Raw genomic sequence first — 15,165 nt, forward strand, 5'->3', positions numbered from 1 at the left:
CCCCTACTTCCGGAGGTCACCATGGGCGTCGAGGCCCAGGACCGGGACGTGACCGCGGCTCGCCTGCTCAAGAGCTCCGCGAAGAACTCCTACGACCCGTACGTCGACATCGACTGGACCGCGCCGCTCGCCGAGGGCAAGGCGTACATGCCGCTGGAGCGCGTCTCGCTCTACGGCACGGACCTCTGGGCGCGGCTGACGCCGGAGCAGCGGATCGAGCTCTCCAAGCACGAGATCGCCAGCATCATGAGCGTCGGCCTGTGGTTCGAGATCGTCCTGATGCAGCTGCTCGCGCGGTACGTCTTCGACCTCGACGCGCGCACCGAGCACGCGCAGTACGCCATGACCGAGATCGGCGACGAGACGCGGCACTCGGTGATGTTCGCCCGCACCGCCGACCGGCTCGGCGTGCCGCGCTACGGCGTCCCGAAGGTCGTGCACCGCGCCGCGAAGGTGTTCGGCGCGACCGCCGCCGGGCCGTCGATGTTCGCCAGCGTGCTGGTCGCCGAGGAGACCACCGACCGGCTGCAGCGCTCGATGATGGACGACGACGGCATCCAGCCGCTGATCCGCTCGGTCAACCGCATCCACGTCGTCGAGGAGGCCCGGCACGTCCGGTTCGCCAAGGAGGAGGTGCTGCGGGAGACCCCGAAGCTGTCGAAGGCAGCGCTGCACCGGCACCGGCTGCGGACCGCGCTCGTAGCGTTCGGCGTCATCGACGGCATGGTCGACCCGCGGGTCTACCGCAGCGTCGGGATCGACCCGCGCGAAGGCCGGGCCGCGGCGCTCGCGAACCCGCACTTCCACGAGACACGTCGCTGGATGGCCGAGAAGATCGTGCCCTTCCTGCGTGACGCGGGGCTGATCGGCGGCCGGTCCGAGGGCATTTGGCGACGCGCGCACCTCATCTGACCGGGCCCGGCAAAATTCCTTCCCGGGAGGGACCGGACTGCGCCACGATTCCCGGGTGACCGAGGGCCACTCGCAGGAATTCCCCGTCGGGCCGGCGGCTGGGCAGCACCCGCAGCCGCCGGTACGGCAGCCCGTACCGCGCCCGCCACTCGCCCGGCCCGTCGTCGCCGGCCTCCTCGGCGTGCTCGTCGGCGCCTTCCTGGTCGGCGTGCCGTGGCTGACGCTGAGCCTGCTCGACGGGCCCAGCGGGCAGACCCTGACCGCCCCGGCGAACCTCGGCGGGCTCAGCCGGGCCCAGGACGCGATCGCGAAGCTCGACGCCGCGCGCGGCAAGGCGACGATCGACCGCATCGACAAGACCGACCGCGAGACGGCCTCCCGGGTCTCGGCGGCCTACGACGGCGCCGGCGCGGTGGTGCAGCAGTACCAGGACGACCGGCTGCGGCGGTCGTTCCAGCTGGTCGTCGTGCGCGCGCCCTCGCCGGAGCTGTTCGCGCCGTACGAAGACGTCCAGGCCCTCGGCGTGGCCGCACCGAGCACCGAGCTGGTGCGCGTCGGCGCCGTGCAGTACCTGGTGCACAACGACCCGGCCGCGTCCGGCTCGGCCCCGGACCCGGACCGCTCGTTCGTGCTGAACTGCCAGCGCACCGGCCCCGGCCTGACCGTCACGGTGCGGAGCATGGGCACCGAAGGCAACCACGACGCGCGTGAGCTGGCCGGGATCGTCGACGAGGCGTGGACCACACTGGACGGGTGATCACCATCCGCGTGGCCCGCGCCGACGACGAAGGTGCGCTCGCCGAACTCGACGAGCGCACCTGGACCTCGATGGTGTCGCCCGCTCCCCCGCTGCCGCCCGGCACGCCGTTCTTCGACGACGGCACCCGCCCCGAAGACATCCTCGTCGCCGAACACGACGGCGCGGTCGCCGGCTACGTCCGCCTCGGCGAGGGGTTCGGCATTCCCGCCCACCGGCACGTGCGCGTGATCGGCGGGCTCGCCGTCGACCCGGACCGGCGCCGGCTCGGCATCGCCCGGCAGCTCGTCGACGCCGCCGTGGCCGAAGCGCGCCGACGCGGCGCGCGCAAGGTGACGTTGCGCGTGCTGGGTCACAACACCGCCGCCCGGCGGGTCTACGAAGCCTGCGGGTTCGTCGTGGAAGGCTTGCTGCGAGCCGAATTCCGCGTCGACGGCACCGACGTCGACGACGTCCTCATGGCCCGTTCGCTCGCTTGACAGCTTCCCGGCGGCTTTGCCATCCTGGTCACGGGCCGAGAGGCGCTGCGACGGAACTCCTTCCGCCACGCTCGGCCCGGACCACGACTCCAAGGGCGCCTCCCGCGAGGGAGGTGCCTTTTCTTTGTCATCACGGATTTCTCCGTGCCGCCTCCCGAGCGTTCCGTCAACGAGCTCCGGAGTACACCGAACCATGAGCGACAAACTCACCCGCCGCAACGGTCTCGACTTCGCCGTCGCCGACCTGTCCCTGGCCGAGGCCGGCCGCACCCAGCTGAGGCTGGCCGAGCACGAGATGCCCGGCCTGATGGCCATCCGCCGCGAGTACGCCGCCGCGCAGCCGCTGAAGGGCGCACGCATCGCCGGGTCGCTGCACATGACCGTGCAGACCGCCGTGCTCATCGAGACGCTCGTCGCGCTCGGCGCCGAGGTGCGCTGGGTGTCCTGCAACATCTTCTCCACCCAGGACGAAGCCGCCGCGGCGGTCGTCGTCGGCCCGCAGGGCACCGTCGACGCTCCCGCGGGCACGCCGGTGTTCGCGTGGAAGGGCGAAACGCTCGAAGAGTACTGGTGGTGCACCGACCAGCTCTTCGCCTTCTCCGACGGCCGGACGCCGAACATGATCCTCGACGACGGCGGCGACGCGACCATGCTCGTCCACAAGGGAGTCGAGTTCGAAGCCGCGGGCGCGGTGCCGCAGCCGTCCGAAGAGGACCCGGAGGAGTACCGGATCGTCCTCGGCACGCTGCGCGCGAGCCTCGCGGCCGACGGCGACCGCTTCACCCGCACGGCCAAGGAGATCCGCGGCGTCACCGAGGAGACGACCAACGGCGTCAAGCGGCTCTACAAGCTCGCCAAGGACGGCGAGCTGCTCTTCGCCGCGATGAACGTCAACGACTCCGTGACGAAGTCCAAGTTCGACAACAAGTACGGCATCCGGCACTCCCTTGTGGACGGCCTGAACCGGGCCACCGACGTGATGATCGGCGGGAAGCGCGTCGTCGTCTGCGGCTACGGCGACGTCGGCAAGGGCGCGGTCGAGGCGCTGCGCGGCCAGGGTGCCCGGGTCGCGGTCACCGAGATCGACCCGATCTGCGCGCTGCAGGCGGCGATGGACGGGCTCGACGTGGTGGAGCTGGACGACGTCGTCACGACGGCTGACATCTTCATCACGACCACGGGCAACTTCGGCATCATCTCGGCGGACCAGATGAGCCGGATGAAGCACAACGCGATCGTCGCGAACGTCGGGCACTTCGACAACGAGATCGACATGGCCGGGCTGGCGAAGCTGCCGGGGATCGTCAAGAACGAGATCAAGCCGCAGGTGCACGAGTGGACGTTCCCGGACGGCCACGCGATCATCGTGCTCTCCGAAGGCCGCCTGATGAACCTCGGCAACGCGACCGGCCACCCGTCGTTCGTGATGTCGAATTCGTTCACCAACCAGGCCATCGCGCAGATCGAGCTGTTCACCAAGCCCGGCGAGTACGCCACCGACGTCCACCGGCTGCCGAAGCACCTCGACGAGAAGGTGGCCCGGCTGCACCTGGACGCCCTCGGTGTGAAACTCACCAAGCTGTCGAAGGCGCAGGCCGAGTACATCGGCGTCGACGTCGAGGGCCCGTACAAGCTCGACCACTACCGGTACTGAACCGAGATTGCTCCATTTGACGCAGTTTGGTTTATCGGGAAACTGGCCATTCTCCCCGTGACAGCGCATCCGCCCGGCCGGTACGGCGGACGGGTCCCATGCGAAGGAGTGTGTGTCAAAGTGATCGTTCTCGGTGTAATTCTTCTGATCATCGGGTTCATCGTGGGTATCCCGGTGCTTTACACCATCGGCATCATTCTCGCGGTGGCCGGCGTGGCACTGGCCATCCTGGGCGGCACCGGCCGCCGGATCGGTGGGCGTGCGCACTGGTACTGATCCACGGACTCGCGAACGGCCTGGCACGGCGTCAGCAGCAATGCTCGCCGTGCCAGGCCGTTCGGCCGTTCGGCACCAAGTAAAGGGTCCTCCGGCTCCGAGGGGGAGGGAGAGCCGAAGGACCCCGTTAGTGTTAGCACATCGCCAAGCCCGTGTACACAGCTGCATACACGATCGTGTTACGCGCTTGACCGGTTCCTCACGCGAGGATCGACTCGTTCACCGCGTGCGACGGGCTCAAGCGGACTTCGGGGCCCGCTTGCGGGCGGCCGGCTTCTTCTTCGCCGGAGCCGGGGCCTCGTCCTCATCGGACTCCTCCGAAGTGGACTTCGCCCCCCGGGACTTCTTCGCCGCGTCCACACTGGCCTGCAGCGCCGCCATCAGGTCGACCACGTCGGCCTTCGCGGTGACCGCCGCCGGCTTGGTCGTCTCCTCCCCCGCCACCTTGGCCTCGATCATCTCCTCGAGGGCCTCGCGGTAGTGGTCGTGGTACTTCTCCGGCTCGAACACCGGCTCGGCCAGGGAGTCGATCAGCGACCCGGCCATGGTCAGCTCCTGCGGCCGGATCTGCGGCGGGTCGTCGCGCAGGAACGGGAAGTCGGGCTCGCGGACCTCGTCCGGCCACAGGATCGTCGTCATCACCAGCACGTCGGCGTGCACCCGCAGCACCGCCATGCTCTCCCGCTGCCGCACCGCGACCTTCGCGACGGCCACCTGGCTCGACTTGTGCAGCGCGTCCCGCAGCACGATGTACGGCTTCACCGCGTTCTTCTGCGGCTCCAGGTAGTACGTCCGGTCGTACTGGATCGGGTCGATCGACTCGATCGGCACGAACTCCAGGACGTCGATCGTGCGCTGCGTGGGCAGCGGCAGGTCGGCCATCTCGGTGTCGGTGATCACGACCATCTCGCCGTCGGGCAGCTCGTAGCCCTTGGCGATCTCGGCGTAGGGCACTTCGGCGCCGTCGATCGTGCAGAACCGCTTGTACTGGATGCGGCCGCCGTCGGCCTCGTGCACCTGCCGGAGCGAGACGTTCTTGTTCTCCGTGGCCGCGTACAGCTGGATCGGAATGGACACCAGCCCGAACGAGACCGAGCCCTTCCACATCGCCCGCATGCCACACACCTTTCGCCCTCGCACTCACGCTACGTGACAAAGGTAGCCCGAAATGCGCGGCGGCGACAGCCCGGCGAGGCGACGATCTAGACCTCTGCCAGGTATTTCTCCCAAAGTGCGGGGTCCATGAACCAGTTCTGGAAGTCGGTGGGATCGGTGAAGCCGTTCGCGAACCGCCGCGCGACCGCGGGGTTCTGGCCGGCGACCCCGAGGATCTGGAGCACGTGCGGGGGCGGCGGGAGGAGCAGCGCGTTCGTCCATTCGGTGACGTGGCGGGCGTACTCCCAGTAGCGCTCGAACGTGGCGTCCATCCACTCCGCGTCGAACGGGCGGTCACCGCGCTCGACGATCGCATCCAGATAGGTCGCCGCGCAGTGGCTCGCGTTGTTCGAGCCCTGGCCGGTGATCGGGTCGTTCGCCACGACGACGTCGGCCATGCCCAGCACGGTCGCCCCGCCGGGCAGGGTGCCGACCGGGTTGCGGACCACCGGCGTGTAGCCCCCGGCCAGGGTGGCCTTCGCGTCGGTGAGCTCGGCGTCGCGGCTGCGCTCGTACTCCCACGGCACGAACCGCTTCATCAGGTCCAGGATCCGCGCGAAGTGCTCGGCCGGGCCCGGCCGGTCGGCGAAGCAGTCCAGCGGCCCGCCGGGCACGCCTTCGAAGAAGAGGATGTCGCAGTTCCCGCTCAGCGTGTACGCGGGGATCATGAACAGCTCGCCGACCCCGGGGACGATGGAGAACCGCACCGCCATCCTGTCCGGGTGCTCCGGCCGCGGGCGCACGCCGTGGGCGTAGGCCAGCGACAGCGCGCGCATCGGCTTCGTGTACGGCGACCGCTCGGGCACGCGGTCGAACAGCTGGACCAGCTCGCCCTTCCCGGCCGAGATGATCACCAGGTCGTACAGCTTCGCCAGGGCGTCCAGTTCGGACGTCATCACGCCGTGGATGACGAGCTTGCCGCCGCGGTCTTCGAACAGCTCGAGCCAGCCGGCCATCTTCACCCGCTGGTCGACCGACTGCGCGATGTGGTCCAGCTCGGCGAACCAGTCGAGCGCGCGCCCGCCGTCCGGCGCGGCCACGGACACGCCGAGGCCTTCGACGTTCACCGTGTCGGCTTCCCACTGGTTGATGCCGAGGTCCCGCTCGTGCTGCAGCGCGTCGTGGAACATGCACTGCGTCGACATCACGCGCCCGCTCCGGATCTCCTCCGGCGTCCGCGCGGACATCACCGTGACGTCGTAGTCCTTCGCCAGCAGCCCCAGGGCCAGCTGCAGCCCGGACTGCCCGGCGCCCACGATCAGGACCTTGCGCATGAAGCTCTTCTCTCCTCGTTCAGGCGTGCGGGGCGCTGCCGGCGAGCTCCCGGCCCGCCGGGCCGGAGAGCACCGCCAGCGACAACGTGTGGCTGACCAGCTCGGTCAGGGTGGCGATCGTCGAGGCGCGGTCGCGGGCGTCACAGGTGACCAGCGGGACGCTCGGGTCGAGCGCGAGCGCGTCGCGCACCTCGTCGAGGTCGTGCACCGGCATGCCCTCGAACTGGTTGACCGCGACGACGAACGGCAGCTCGGAGTCGTTCTCGAAGTAGTTGATCGCCGCGAACGAGTCGTCGATCCGGCTGGTGTCGACCAGCACGACCGCGCCGAGCGCACCCCGGCTCAGGTCGTCCCACAGGAACCAGAACCGCGCCTGGCCGGGCGTGCCGAACAGGTACAGCAGCAGGTCCGGGCGCAGCGTGATGCGGCCGAAGTCCATCGCGACGGTCGTGGTCGACTTGCCGCCGGGCGGGATGTCGTCGATGCCTTCGCCGGCCTCGGTCATCCACGCCTCGTTGCTCATCGGTGGCACTTCCGACACCGACCCGACGAACGTGGTCTTGCCGACACCGAAGCCCCCGGCGACGACGATCTTCGCGGAGATCGTCAGCAGATCGCCCTCAGGCGGGGAGCCGCTTGAGCCCATCAAGGATCCTCTCGAGCACGTTGGTGTCGTGGTGGTAGGCGTGCGCCGTGGGGTGGACGAAGACCGCGCCCTGGGACGCGAGGTCGCCGATCAGCACCCGCACGACGCCCAGCGGCAGGTCCAGCCCGACCGACAGCTCGGCGATCGAGCACCGCGCCCGGGCGCGTTCGTAGAGCGAGCGCGACTCCGGCATGAGCGTGCCGCTCAGCGCCGGGTCGTACTGCGGGACCGAAACCAGCGTCTCCACCAGCAGCTGGTGGCGGGTGCTGGTGCGGCCACCGGTGAGCGCGTACGCGCGGATCCGGCGGCTGCGCCGCGGCAAGGCGGTGTCCTTCTCGGACACGGGGATCACATCCTCGGGCACGCTCATCACACCCGCGGCCGGCGCGCGGTGAGCACCTGGCGCAGTTCGGCGCGCACCTCGGGGGTGAGCGCGTGGCCGGCGTTGGTGATGAACTGGGTCATCTCGTAGGCGACCACCTTCATGTCCGCCTCGCCCGAGGTCAGCACCGCGAGCCCGGCACCGGAACCGATGCCCATGAACAGGAAGTAGCCGTGGGTGAGCCGGATGATGATCTGCTCGCAGGCACCCTTCCCGAACAGTGCCGCGCTGTTGCCGGCCAGCGAAAGCAGGCCGCTGGCGATCGCCGCGAGCTGTTCGGCCTCGGCCTCGCCGACCGAGTCGGACGCGGTGAGGGGGAAGCCGTCCACGCTCATGATCAGCGCGTGGCTGACGCCGTGGACCTTGCGCACGAAGTCGTCGAGCAGCCAGGCGAAGTTCGCCGGGGCCGGGTGGGGGGCGCTCACGAGGCGGTTCCTCCGGGCGTCTCGTCCTGCTGGGAACGGTTCTCGGCGAGCGCGGCCCGCTCGCCGTCGGCGAACGCGCCGAGGTCGGCGAGCAGCTGGTCGTGGCCGGTGCCGGGCGAAGCCGGGGCCGGTGGGGGCGGCGGCGGTTCGGGCGCGGCACCGCGGATGCTGCCGGGCACCCGGCGCGGCAGGCCGTTGGCGGTGGTCCCGCCGGTCTGCTCGACCGGCCGCGGGCGCGGGGTCGGGCGGCGCGGGATCGGCGTGACCGGCTCTTCCCGCGGGAAGGCGCCCGGACGGCGGCGCGGGAGCCCGCCGGCGGTGGCCAGCTCGCCGACCGGGGCCTTGACCGGCTCCACGGTGACGGTGCCATCCGGGGCTTCGCCCCGAGCCGGGGGCTCCGCCACCCGGACCCCCGAACCGAAAACGGTGCGAGTACCCGACCACGCGTTCTCGGCGAGCTCGGTGACGATGCCGGTCGGCAGCAGCACGGTGGCCACCGTGCCGTGCGGGCTGCGCCGGTCCAGGCGCACGGTGACGTCGTGGCGGGCGGCGAGCCGGGAGACGACCGCGAGACCCATGTGGCGCGCCGCGGCGTCGTCGAGCTCACCGCCGGCGGCCAGCCGCGCGTTGAGACCGTCTACGCGGTCGGCCGGGATGCCGATGCCCTCGTCCTCGATCCGGACGAGCACGCTGCCCTGCTCGGTCAGGTGCGCGCTGACGTTCACCGGCGAGCTCGGCGACGACTGGTTGGCGGCGTTGTCGAACAGCTCCGCCAGCACCCGGCCCAGGTCCTCCGCGGCGAAGCCGACGACACCGAGGTTCACGACCCGGCCGATGGTGATCCGGGCGTAGTGGTCGATCGAGGACATCGCCGCGCGCATGACGTCGAGCAGCGACGTCGCGCGGGCGGCGTCGTCGGCGGTCTCCTGACCGGCCAGCACGCGCAGGTTCTCGGCGTTGCGCCGCAGCCGCGTCGCCAGGTGGTCGAGCTGGTAGAGCTCGGCGAGGCGGTGGTGGTCCTCCTCCCCCGCCTCCAGCTCTTCGAGCCGGGCGAGGAGCTGGTCGAGGAGGTTGAGGTCACGCAGGGCGACGCTGGCGCAGATTTCCGCCAGCACGGCGTCGTCCGCCGGCGCTTCCGGCACCGCTGCGGGCGCCGGCGGCGGTAGTTGCGCGAGCGCGGGCCCGGCCGCGGGCGCCTGCACAGGGTGCTTCGGCGGCGCGGTGAGGTACTGCGCGGCGGCGACCCGCGAGCGGTCCAGCAGGACGCGTGATCGATCCAGGAGTTCCCGGGCCCGGCTGGCCATGTGGTCCCACTTCTTCCTTGCTCAGTTCGGACGCGGTGCGGCGTGCCGACCCCCGGCGGCGACGACCGACATGCAAGCAGAAAGCCTCGTGACGTGTCCACAACCGGTCCCCACGTGATCGCGTTGAGTGAGCAAGGATTCGGAACGTCAGGCCTGGTGAGCGCAGTGGATTACGCCATTCGGTTCAATTTTGCAAATTGCGTCCCGCAACAGAGCGCACACGGGCACCGATACCGCTGGCAGCGAGGGTGCGCACGGCGAAATCCGGGTCATGCCCGGTTCGCCCTAATTTTGCGTGCCACGCACTTTTTTGCGGGGCACGCAAGTTTTTGGCTACACTCCGTGTGTGCCGTCGGACGAACCACCGAAGCTCACGCTGCGGGAACGCAAGAAACGCGAGGCCCGCCGGGCGCTCGCGCAGGCCGCCTTGCGGCTGGCGCTGGACCGTGGGCTGGAGAACGTGCGGGTCGAGGACATCGCCACCGAGGTCGGCGTCTCCCCCCGCACATTCAACAACTACTTCTCCAGCAAGGAGCAGGCGGTCTGCTCGATCGTCGTCGACCGCCACGAGGGGATGCGCGAAGCCCTGCTCGCGCGGCCGGAGGGCGAGCCGCTCTGGGAGGCCGTCAAGCAGGCGGTGATCGAGCAATATTCGCGTGAGGGCGAGCCCGATCGCGCGTATGTTGCGCGTATCCGGGAGCTGATGGGCCAGCTCATGCTGCGTGGCGAGTTTCTCAACGCCCACGCGGCGGTCGAGCGGGTCCTCGCCGAAACGATCGCGAAGCGGGTGGGCGGTGTGGACCACCTGTTGTGCCGGCTGATGGCCGCCACGGTGGAAAGCGCCGTCCGGGTCGCCTTCGTCAACTGGTTCATGACCGAAGGCGAGCCGTTCCTCCCGATCCTGGAACGGCTGCTGGACGAGCTGGCCACCGGCATGCCGACGCTGACCGGCGGCGAACCGAACCGAAACCCGAACACCACCACCACTCCACTGGGGGAAGCGTTGTGCTAGTCAAGCTCCTGCGCAGCCATCTGCGCCCGTACAAAACCACGTTGTGGGTGATCGTGCTGCTCCAGCTGGTGCAGACGATCGCCATGCTCTACCTGCCGACGCTCAACGCCGACATCGTCGACAACGGGCTGATCAAGGGCGACATGGCCTACATCGTGCGCGTCGGCGCCGTGATGCTCGCCGTGACGCTCGCCCAGATCGCCGGCTCGATCGGCGCGGTGTACTACGGCGCCCGCACCGCGATGGCGGTCGGCCGCGACATCCGGTCCGCGGTCTTCCACCGGGTGCAGGCCTTCTCGGCCCGCGAGGTCGGCCAGTTCGGCACGCCGTCGCTGATCACCCGAACCACCAACGACGTCCAGCAGATCCAGATGCTCGTGGTCATGACGCTGACGCTGATGGTGTCGGCGCCGATCATGTGCGTCGGCGGGATCATCCTGGCGCTGAACCTCGACGTGCCGCTCTCCTCGCTGCTGCTGGTGATCGTGCCGGTGCTGGCGGTCGCGGTCGGCGCGATCATCACCAAGATGCGCCCGGCGTTCCGCCTGATGCAGGAGCGGATCGACCGGATCAACCAGGTGCTGCGCGAGCAGATCATGGGCATCCGCGTCATCCGCGCGTTCGTCCGCGACAAGCACGAGCGCGAGCGCTTCGACGTCGCGAACGACCAGCTGCTCACGGTCTCGCTGCGCGTCGGCCGGCTGATGGCGCTGATGTTCCCGATCGTCATGCTGGTGATGAACGCCTCCAGCGTCGCGGTGCTGTGGTTCGGTGGCCAGCGCATCGACTCCGGCAGCATGCAGATCGGGGCCCTGACGGCGTTCCTGTCCTACCTGCTGCAGATCCTGATGTCGGTCATGATGGCCACGTTCATGTTCATGATGGTGCCGCGCGCGGAGGTCAGCGCCGAGCGGATCAGCGAGGTGCTCGACACCGAGTCGAGCGTCCGCCTGCCGGCGTCGCCGGTCAAGCTCGGCACGCTGCACGGCCACCTGGAGCTCTCCGGCGTCGAGTTCCGCTACCCCGGCGCGGAAAAGCCGGTGCTGCAGGACATCTCGCTGATCGGGCGGCCGGGTGAGACCACCGCCGTGATCGGGTCCACGGGCACGGGGAAGACCACGCTGCTCAACCTGATCCCGCGGCTGATGGACGCCACCCGGGGCACGGTGAAGGTCGACGGCGTCGACGTGCGCGACCTCGACGCGGGGGTGCTCGCCCGCGCGGTCGGGCTCGTGCCGCAGAAGCCGTACCTGTTCGCCGGGACGGTGGCCACCAACCTGCGCTACGGCAACCCGGACGCCACCGACGAAGAGCTGTGGCACGCCCTCGAAGTGGCGCAGGGCAAGGACTTCGTCGAGGCGATGCCCGAAGGCCTGGACGCACCGATCGCCCAGGGCGGCACGAACGTCTCGGGCGGCCAGCGGCAGCGGATCGCCATCGCGCGGATGCTGGTCCACAAGCCCGAGATCTACCTCTTCGACGACTCGTTCTCGGCGCTGGACTACGCGACCGACGCGGCCCTGCGCCGCGCGCTGGTCTCGGAGACCGCCGACGCGACGGTGATCATCGTCGCGCAGCGCGTCAGCACCATCCGGAACGCCGACCGCATCATCGTCCTCGACGAGGGCCGCGTCGTCGGCACCGGCACCCACCACGAACTCTTCGAGGGCAACGAAACCTACCGGGAGATCGTGCTGTCCCAGCTGACCGAACAGGAGGCGGCGTGAGTACCACGGACGCCAAGCCCGCCGTCACCGAAGCGGGGGAACGGCCGACCGCCGAGCGGCAGAAGAACACCGGGGCCGCGACCGTCGGACCCGGCCGGTGGATGGCCGGCGGCGCCCCGCCGGAGAAGGCTCTCGACTTCAAGGGCTCCCTCAAGCGGCTGCTGCGCATGCTGGCCCCGCACCGGCTCCAGCTGATCGGCGTGCTCGTGCTCGGCGCGGCGAGCGTCGCGCTGACCGTGATCGGGCCGAAGATCCTCGGCCAGGCCACCGACGCGATCCTCGCCGGCGTGCTCGGCAAGCAGGTGCCGCCGGGGGTCACCAAGGAGCAGGTCGTCGCCGGGCTGCGCGCCCGCGGTGACGGCACGCTCGCCGACATCTACGGCCGCGTCGATCTCGTGCCCGGCATGGGCATCGACTTCGACAAGGTCGGGCAGATCCTGCTGACCGTGCTGGCGCTGTTCGTGATCGCGTCGTTCTTCGGGCTCGTCCAGGCCCGGCTGACGACCACCCTCGTGCAGAACGCGGTGTACCGGCTGCGCCAGGACGTCGAGGACAAGTTCGCGCGGCTGCCGCTGAAGTACTTCGACCGCCAGCCGCGCGGCGAGGTCCTTTCCCGCGTCACCAACGACATCGACAACCTGGCGATGTCGCTGCAGCAGACGCTGTCGCAGATCGTCTCGTCGCTGCTGACGGTGATCGGCGTGCTCATCATGATGTTCCTGATCTCGCCGCTGCTGGCGCTGATCGCGCTGCTCACGGTGCCGCTCTCGGCCGTCGTGGCGGCGAAGATCGGGAAGCGCGCGCAGCCGAACTTCATCAAGCAGTGGTCGACGACCGGCAAGCTCAACGCGCACGTCGAGGAGATGTACACCGGGCACTCGCTGGTCAAGGTGTTCGGCCGCCGCGAGGAGTCCGCGGCGATCTTCGACAAGCAGAACGAAACGCTGTACGAGGCGAGCTTCCGGGCGCAGTTCATCTCCGGGATGATCCAGCCGGCGATGATGTTCATCGGCAACCTGAGCTACGTGCTGGTGGCCGTGATCGGCGCGCTGCGCGTCGCGTCGGGCAGCCTGACGCTCGGCGAGGTCCAGGCGTTCATCCAGTACTCGCGCCAGTTCAGCCAGCCGGTGACGCAGATCGCGAGCATGGCGAACCTGCTGCAGTCCGGTGTCGCCTCGGCCGAGCGGGTGTTCGCGCTCCTCGACGCCGAGGAGCAGGCGCCGGAGCCGGAGCACCCGGAGCGGCCGGCCGAGATCCGCGGGCGCGTCGAGTTCCAGGACGTCTCGTTCCGCTACCTGCCGGACAAGCCGCTGATCGACGACCTGTCGCTCACCGTCGAACCCGGCCAGACGGTGGCGATCGTCGGCCCGACCGGCGCGGGCAAGACGACGCTGGTCAACCTGCTCATGCGGTTCTACGAGCTCGACGGCGGGCGGATCACGCTCGACGGCGTCGACATCGCGAAGATGAACCGCGAGGAGCTGCGCGACCAGACCGGGATGGTGCTGCAGGACGCGTGGCTGTTCGGCGGCACGATCGCGGAGAACATCGCCTACGGCGCGGACAACCCGAGCCGCGAGGAGGTCATCGAAGCGGCGACGGCGACGTACGTCGACCGGTTCGTGCGCACCTTGCCGGACGGCTACGAGACGATCCTCGACGACGAGGGCGGCACGGTCAGCGCGGGCGAGAAGCAGCTGATCACGGTGGCGCGGGCGTTCCTGGCCAAGCCGGTCATCCTCATCCTCGATGAGGCGACGAGCTCGGTCGACACCCGCACCGAGGTGCTCATCCAGCGGGCGATGAACGAGTTGCGCACCGGCCGCACCAGCTTCGTCATCGCGCACCGGCTCTCCACGATCCGGGACGCCGACGTGATCCTGGTGATGGAGCACGGCCAGATCGTGGAGCACGGCGACCACGAGACGCTCCTGGGCAGCGGCGGCGCCTACTCGCGGCTGTACGCGGCCCAGTTCGCCGAAGCCATGGCGGAGACGGACTGACGCGGGTTCCGCGGTTCCGCGGATTCCGTTGTCCGTAGCGCCCGGTACCCTGGAAGCTCTCGAGCGGAAGGGGTACCGGGCACCGATGGCCGACCGGCTCGAGGAGTACCGCGGCAAACGCGGGAAGGATCGCACCCCCGAACCCTGGCCCGACGGTCCGCCGGAACCGGGCGGCAACGACCTCTTCGTCATCCAGGAGCACCACGCCTCCCGCCTGCACTGGGACTTCCGGCTGGAGCGTGACGGCGTGCTCGTGTCGTGGGCGGTGCCGCGGGGCCTGCCGCTCGCGCCCGGGGTGAACCGGCTCGCGGTGCACACCGAAGACCACCCCATGGAGTACCTCACGTTCGAGGGCGAGATCCCGGCGGGCGAGTACGGCGGCGGCCGGATGACGGTGTGGGATACCGGGAAGTACGAAACCCTGCACTGGAACGACCACAAGGTCGAGGTCGTCTTCCACGGCGAGCGGGCACGCGGCAAGTACCTCTTCCTCAATCGGCACAACGTCGACGACGACCGCGACTGGATGCTGCGGCGCCTCGACCCGGCCGAGCCGGGGCACGAGGACGCCCCCGAGTTCCTCGAGCCGATGACGGCGGTCCCGGGCGACCTCCCGGCGGACGACGGCGAGTGGGCGTACGAGTTCGCGTGGGGCGGCCTGCGCACGATGCTGCAGGTCTCCGGCGGCCGCGTCATCGCGCACGACGACACCGGCGCCGACGTCACCGGCCGCTACCCGGACCTGCACAAGCTGGGCGAAGAGCTCGGGTCGGTGGAAGTCCTGCTGGACGGCGAAGTCGTCGTGATCAAGGACGGCAAGCCGTATCCGAAGGGTCTCGAAGAACGCCGCCGGGCCGACGGCTCCGCGGCGAAGCGGCTGAAGACGAGCTGCCCGGTTTTCTACTTCGCATCGGATGTCCTGCACCTCGACGGCACGCCGACGCTTTCCCTGCCCTACACGGAACGCCGCGAACTGCTGGAGGACCTGCCGGTGACGGATCGCCACTGGCAGGTCCCCCGCTACTACCTCGGCGGCGGCGCGGACGTCCTCGGCGCGAGCCGCGAGCACGGCTTGCCGGGAGTGGTCGCCAAGCGGGCGGACGGCGTGTACCGCCCCGGCGACGACTCCGGCGACTGGCTGTTCATCGCGGACTGAACC

The 15,165-nt window shown here is 69.8% G+C and carries 15 protein-coding genes and 1 riboswitch; of the genes, 9 read left to right on the forward strand and 6 right to left on the reverse strand.

Going from position 1 to position 15,165, the window contains the following annotated elements; all coding sequences use genetic code 11:
* Positions 1-21 precede the first annotated feature (21 nt).
* From ACZ4TR_RS11845 to ACZ4TR_RS11865, 5 genes are all read left to right on the forward strand, one after another.
* Positions 22-912: an AurF N-oxygenase family protein gene (locus ACZ4TR_RS11845; protein ID WP_364525595.1), complete on the forward strand. Its 891-nt coding sequence runs from the start codon at positions 22-24 to the stop codon at positions 910-912.
* Positions 913-967: 55 nt separating this feature from the next.
* On the forward strand, positions 968-1,669 hold the full coding sequence (locus ACZ4TR_RS11850) for a hypothetical protein (RefSeq protein WP_465287009.1): 702 nt from the start codon (positions 968-970) through the stop codon (positions 1,667-1,669).
* Positions 1,666-2,148 (forward strand): GNAT family N-acetyltransferase, encoded by a 483-nt coding sequence (locus ACZ4TR_RS11855; RefSeq protein ID WP_465287010.1) that lies wholly within the window; start codon positions 1,666-1,668, stop codon positions 2,146-2,148. Before ACZ4TR_RS11850 ends, ACZ4TR_RS11855 begins: the two co-directional genes overlap by 4 nt.
* Positions 2,149-2,179: 31 nt before the next feature.
* Positions 2,180-2,256, forward strand: a riboswitch (S-adenosyl-L-homocysteine riboswitch).
* An 85-nt stretch (positions 2,257-2,341) separates the two neighbouring features.
* Positions 2,342-3,802 carry an adenosylhomocysteinase gene (ahcY, locus tag ACZ4TR_RS11860; RefSeq protein WP_465287011.1) on the forward strand — a complete coding sequence of 487 codons (1,461 nt, stop codon included), beginning with the start codon at positions 2,342-2,344 and terminating at the stop codon, positions 3,800-3,802.
* Positions 3,803-3,922: 120 nt separating this feature from the next.
* Complete coding sequence (locus ACZ4TR_RS11865; protein WP_086678182.1) at positions 3,923-4,078, forward strand: hypothetical protein; 156 nt, start codon at positions 3,923-3,925, stop codon at positions 4,076-4,078.
* Positions 4,079-4,315: 237 nt separating this feature from the next.
* Here ACZ4TR_RS11865 and ku read toward each other — a convergent pair whose 3' ends face one another.
* From ku to ACZ4TR_RS11895, 6 genes are all read right to left on the reverse strand, one after another.
* Positions 4,316-5,194: a non-homologous end joining protein Ku gene (gene ku, locus ACZ4TR_RS11870; protein WP_364525579.1), complete on the reverse strand. Its 879-nt coding sequence runs from the start codon at positions 5,192-5,194 to the stop codon at positions 4,316-4,318.
* Positions 5,195-5,280: 86 nt separating this feature from the next.
* Entirely contained in the window at positions 5,281-6,507 is a 1,227-nt protein-coding gene (locus tag ACZ4TR_RS11875) for a styrene monooxygenase/indole monooxygenase family protein (RefSeq protein WP_465287012.1), read from the reverse strand.
* 19 nt (positions 6,508-6,526) lie between these two features.
* Positions 6,527-7,153 (reverse strand): GTP-binding protein, encoded by a 627-nt coding sequence (locus ACZ4TR_RS11880; RefSeq protein WP_465287013.1) that lies wholly within the window; start codon positions 7,151-7,153, stop codon positions 6,527-6,529.
* Entirely contained in the window at positions 7,128-7,523 is a 396-nt protein-coding gene (locus ACZ4TR_RS11885; protein ID WP_465287014.1) for a DUF742 domain-containing protein, read from the reverse strand. The genes ACZ4TR_RS11880 and ACZ4TR_RS11885 overlap by 26 nt, the downstream gene beginning before the upstream one ends.
* On the reverse strand, positions 7,523-7,960 hold the full coding sequence (locus tag ACZ4TR_RS11890) for a roadblock/LC7 domain-containing protein (RefSeq protein WP_125315245.1): 438 nt from the start codon (positions 7,958-7,960) through the stop codon (positions 7,523-7,525). The genes ACZ4TR_RS11885 and ACZ4TR_RS11890 overlap by 1 nt, the downstream gene beginning before the upstream one ends.
* Positions 7,957-9,264 carry a sensor histidine kinase gene (locus tag ACZ4TR_RS11895; RefSeq protein ID WP_465287015.1) on the reverse strand — a complete coding sequence of 436 codons (1,308 nt, stop codon included), beginning with the start codon at positions 9,262-9,264 and terminating at the stop codon, positions 7,957-7,959. Before ACZ4TR_RS11895 ends, ACZ4TR_RS11890 begins: the two co-directional genes overlap by 4 nt.
* Before the next feature lie 346 nt (positions 9,265-9,610).
* Between ACZ4TR_RS11895 and ACZ4TR_RS11900 the strand changes: the two genes are divergently transcribed.
* The 4 genes from ACZ4TR_RS11900 to ACZ4TR_RS11915 all read left to right on the forward strand — a co-directional run bounded on the left by ACZ4TR_RS11900 (position 9,611) and on the right by ACZ4TR_RS11915 (position 15,162).
* The gene (locus ACZ4TR_RS11900) at positions 9,611-10,276 is read left to right on the forward strand and encodes a TetR/AcrR family transcriptional regulator (protein ID WP_465287016.1); all 666 of its coding nucleotides are present in this window, start codon (positions 9,611-9,613) and stop codon (positions 10,274-10,276) included.
* Complete coding sequence (locus tag ACZ4TR_RS11905; protein WP_364525589.1) at positions 10,270-12,003, forward strand: ABC transporter ATP-binding protein; 1,734 nt, start codon at positions 10,270-10,272, stop codon at positions 12,001-12,003. Before ACZ4TR_RS11900 ends, ACZ4TR_RS11905 begins: the two co-directional genes overlap by 7 nt.
* A gap of 101 nt (positions 12,004-12,104) precedes the next feature.
* Positions 12,105-14,006, forward strand: a complete 1,902-nt coding sequence (locus ACZ4TR_RS11910; protein ID WP_465287351.1) for an ABC transporter ATP-binding protein — start codon at positions 12,105-12,107, stop codon at positions 14,004-14,006.
* Between the two features lie 85 nt (positions 14,007-14,091).
* The gene (locus ACZ4TR_RS11915; protein ID WP_465287017.1) at positions 14,092-15,162 is read left to right on the forward strand and encodes a DNA polymerase ligase N-terminal domain-containing protein; all 1,071 of its coding nucleotides are present in this window, start codon (positions 14,092-14,094) and stop codon (positions 15,160-15,162) included.
* The last annotated feature ends 3 nt before the right edge of the window (positions 15,163-15,165 follow it).

It is taken from the genome of Amycolatopsis sp. NPDC028719, from assembly GCF_055565395.1.

What these genes read in the sequence shown, in the direction of transcription:
- ACZ4TR_RS11845 (WP_364525595.1), top strand. Translation starts at nt 22, where the DNA reads ATGGGCGTCGAGGCCCAGGACCGGGACGTGACCGCGGCTCGCCTGCTC.
- ahcY (WP_465287011.1), top strand. Translation starts at nt 2,342, where the DNA reads ATGAGCGACAAACTCACCCGCCGCAACGGTCTCGACTTCGCCGTCGCC.
- ku (WP_364525579.1), bottom strand. Translation starts at nt 5,194, where the DNA reads ATGCGGGCGATGTGGAAGGGCTCGGTCTCGTTCGGGCTGGTGTCCATT.
- ACZ4TR_RS11875 (WP_465287012.1), bottom strand. Translation starts at nt 6,507, where the DNA reads ATGCGCAAGGTCCTGATCGTGGGCGCCGGGCAGTCCGGGCTGCAGCTG.
- ACZ4TR_RS11880 (WP_465287013.1), bottom strand. Translation starts at nt 7,153, where the DNA reads ATGGGCTCAAGCGGCTCCCCGCCTGAGGGCGATCTGCTGACGATCTCC.
- ACZ4TR_RS11885 (WP_465287014.1), bottom strand. Translation starts at nt 7,523, where the DNA reads ATGAGCGTGCCCGAGGATGTGATCCCCGTGTCCGAGAAGGACACCGCC.
- ACZ4TR_RS11895 (WP_465287015.1), bottom strand. Translation starts at nt 9,264, where the DNA reads ATGGCCAGCCGGGCCCGGGAACTCCTGGATCGATCACGCGTCCTGCTG.
- ACZ4TR_RS11910 (WP_465287351.1), top strand. Translation starts at nt 12,105, where the DNA reads ATGGCCGGCGGCGCCCCGCCGGAGAAGGCTCTCGACTTCAAGGGCTCC.
- ACZ4TR_RS11915 (WP_465287017.1), top strand. Translation starts at nt 14,092, where the DNA reads ATGGCCGACCGGCTCGAGGAGTACCGCGGCAAACGCGGGAAGGATCGC.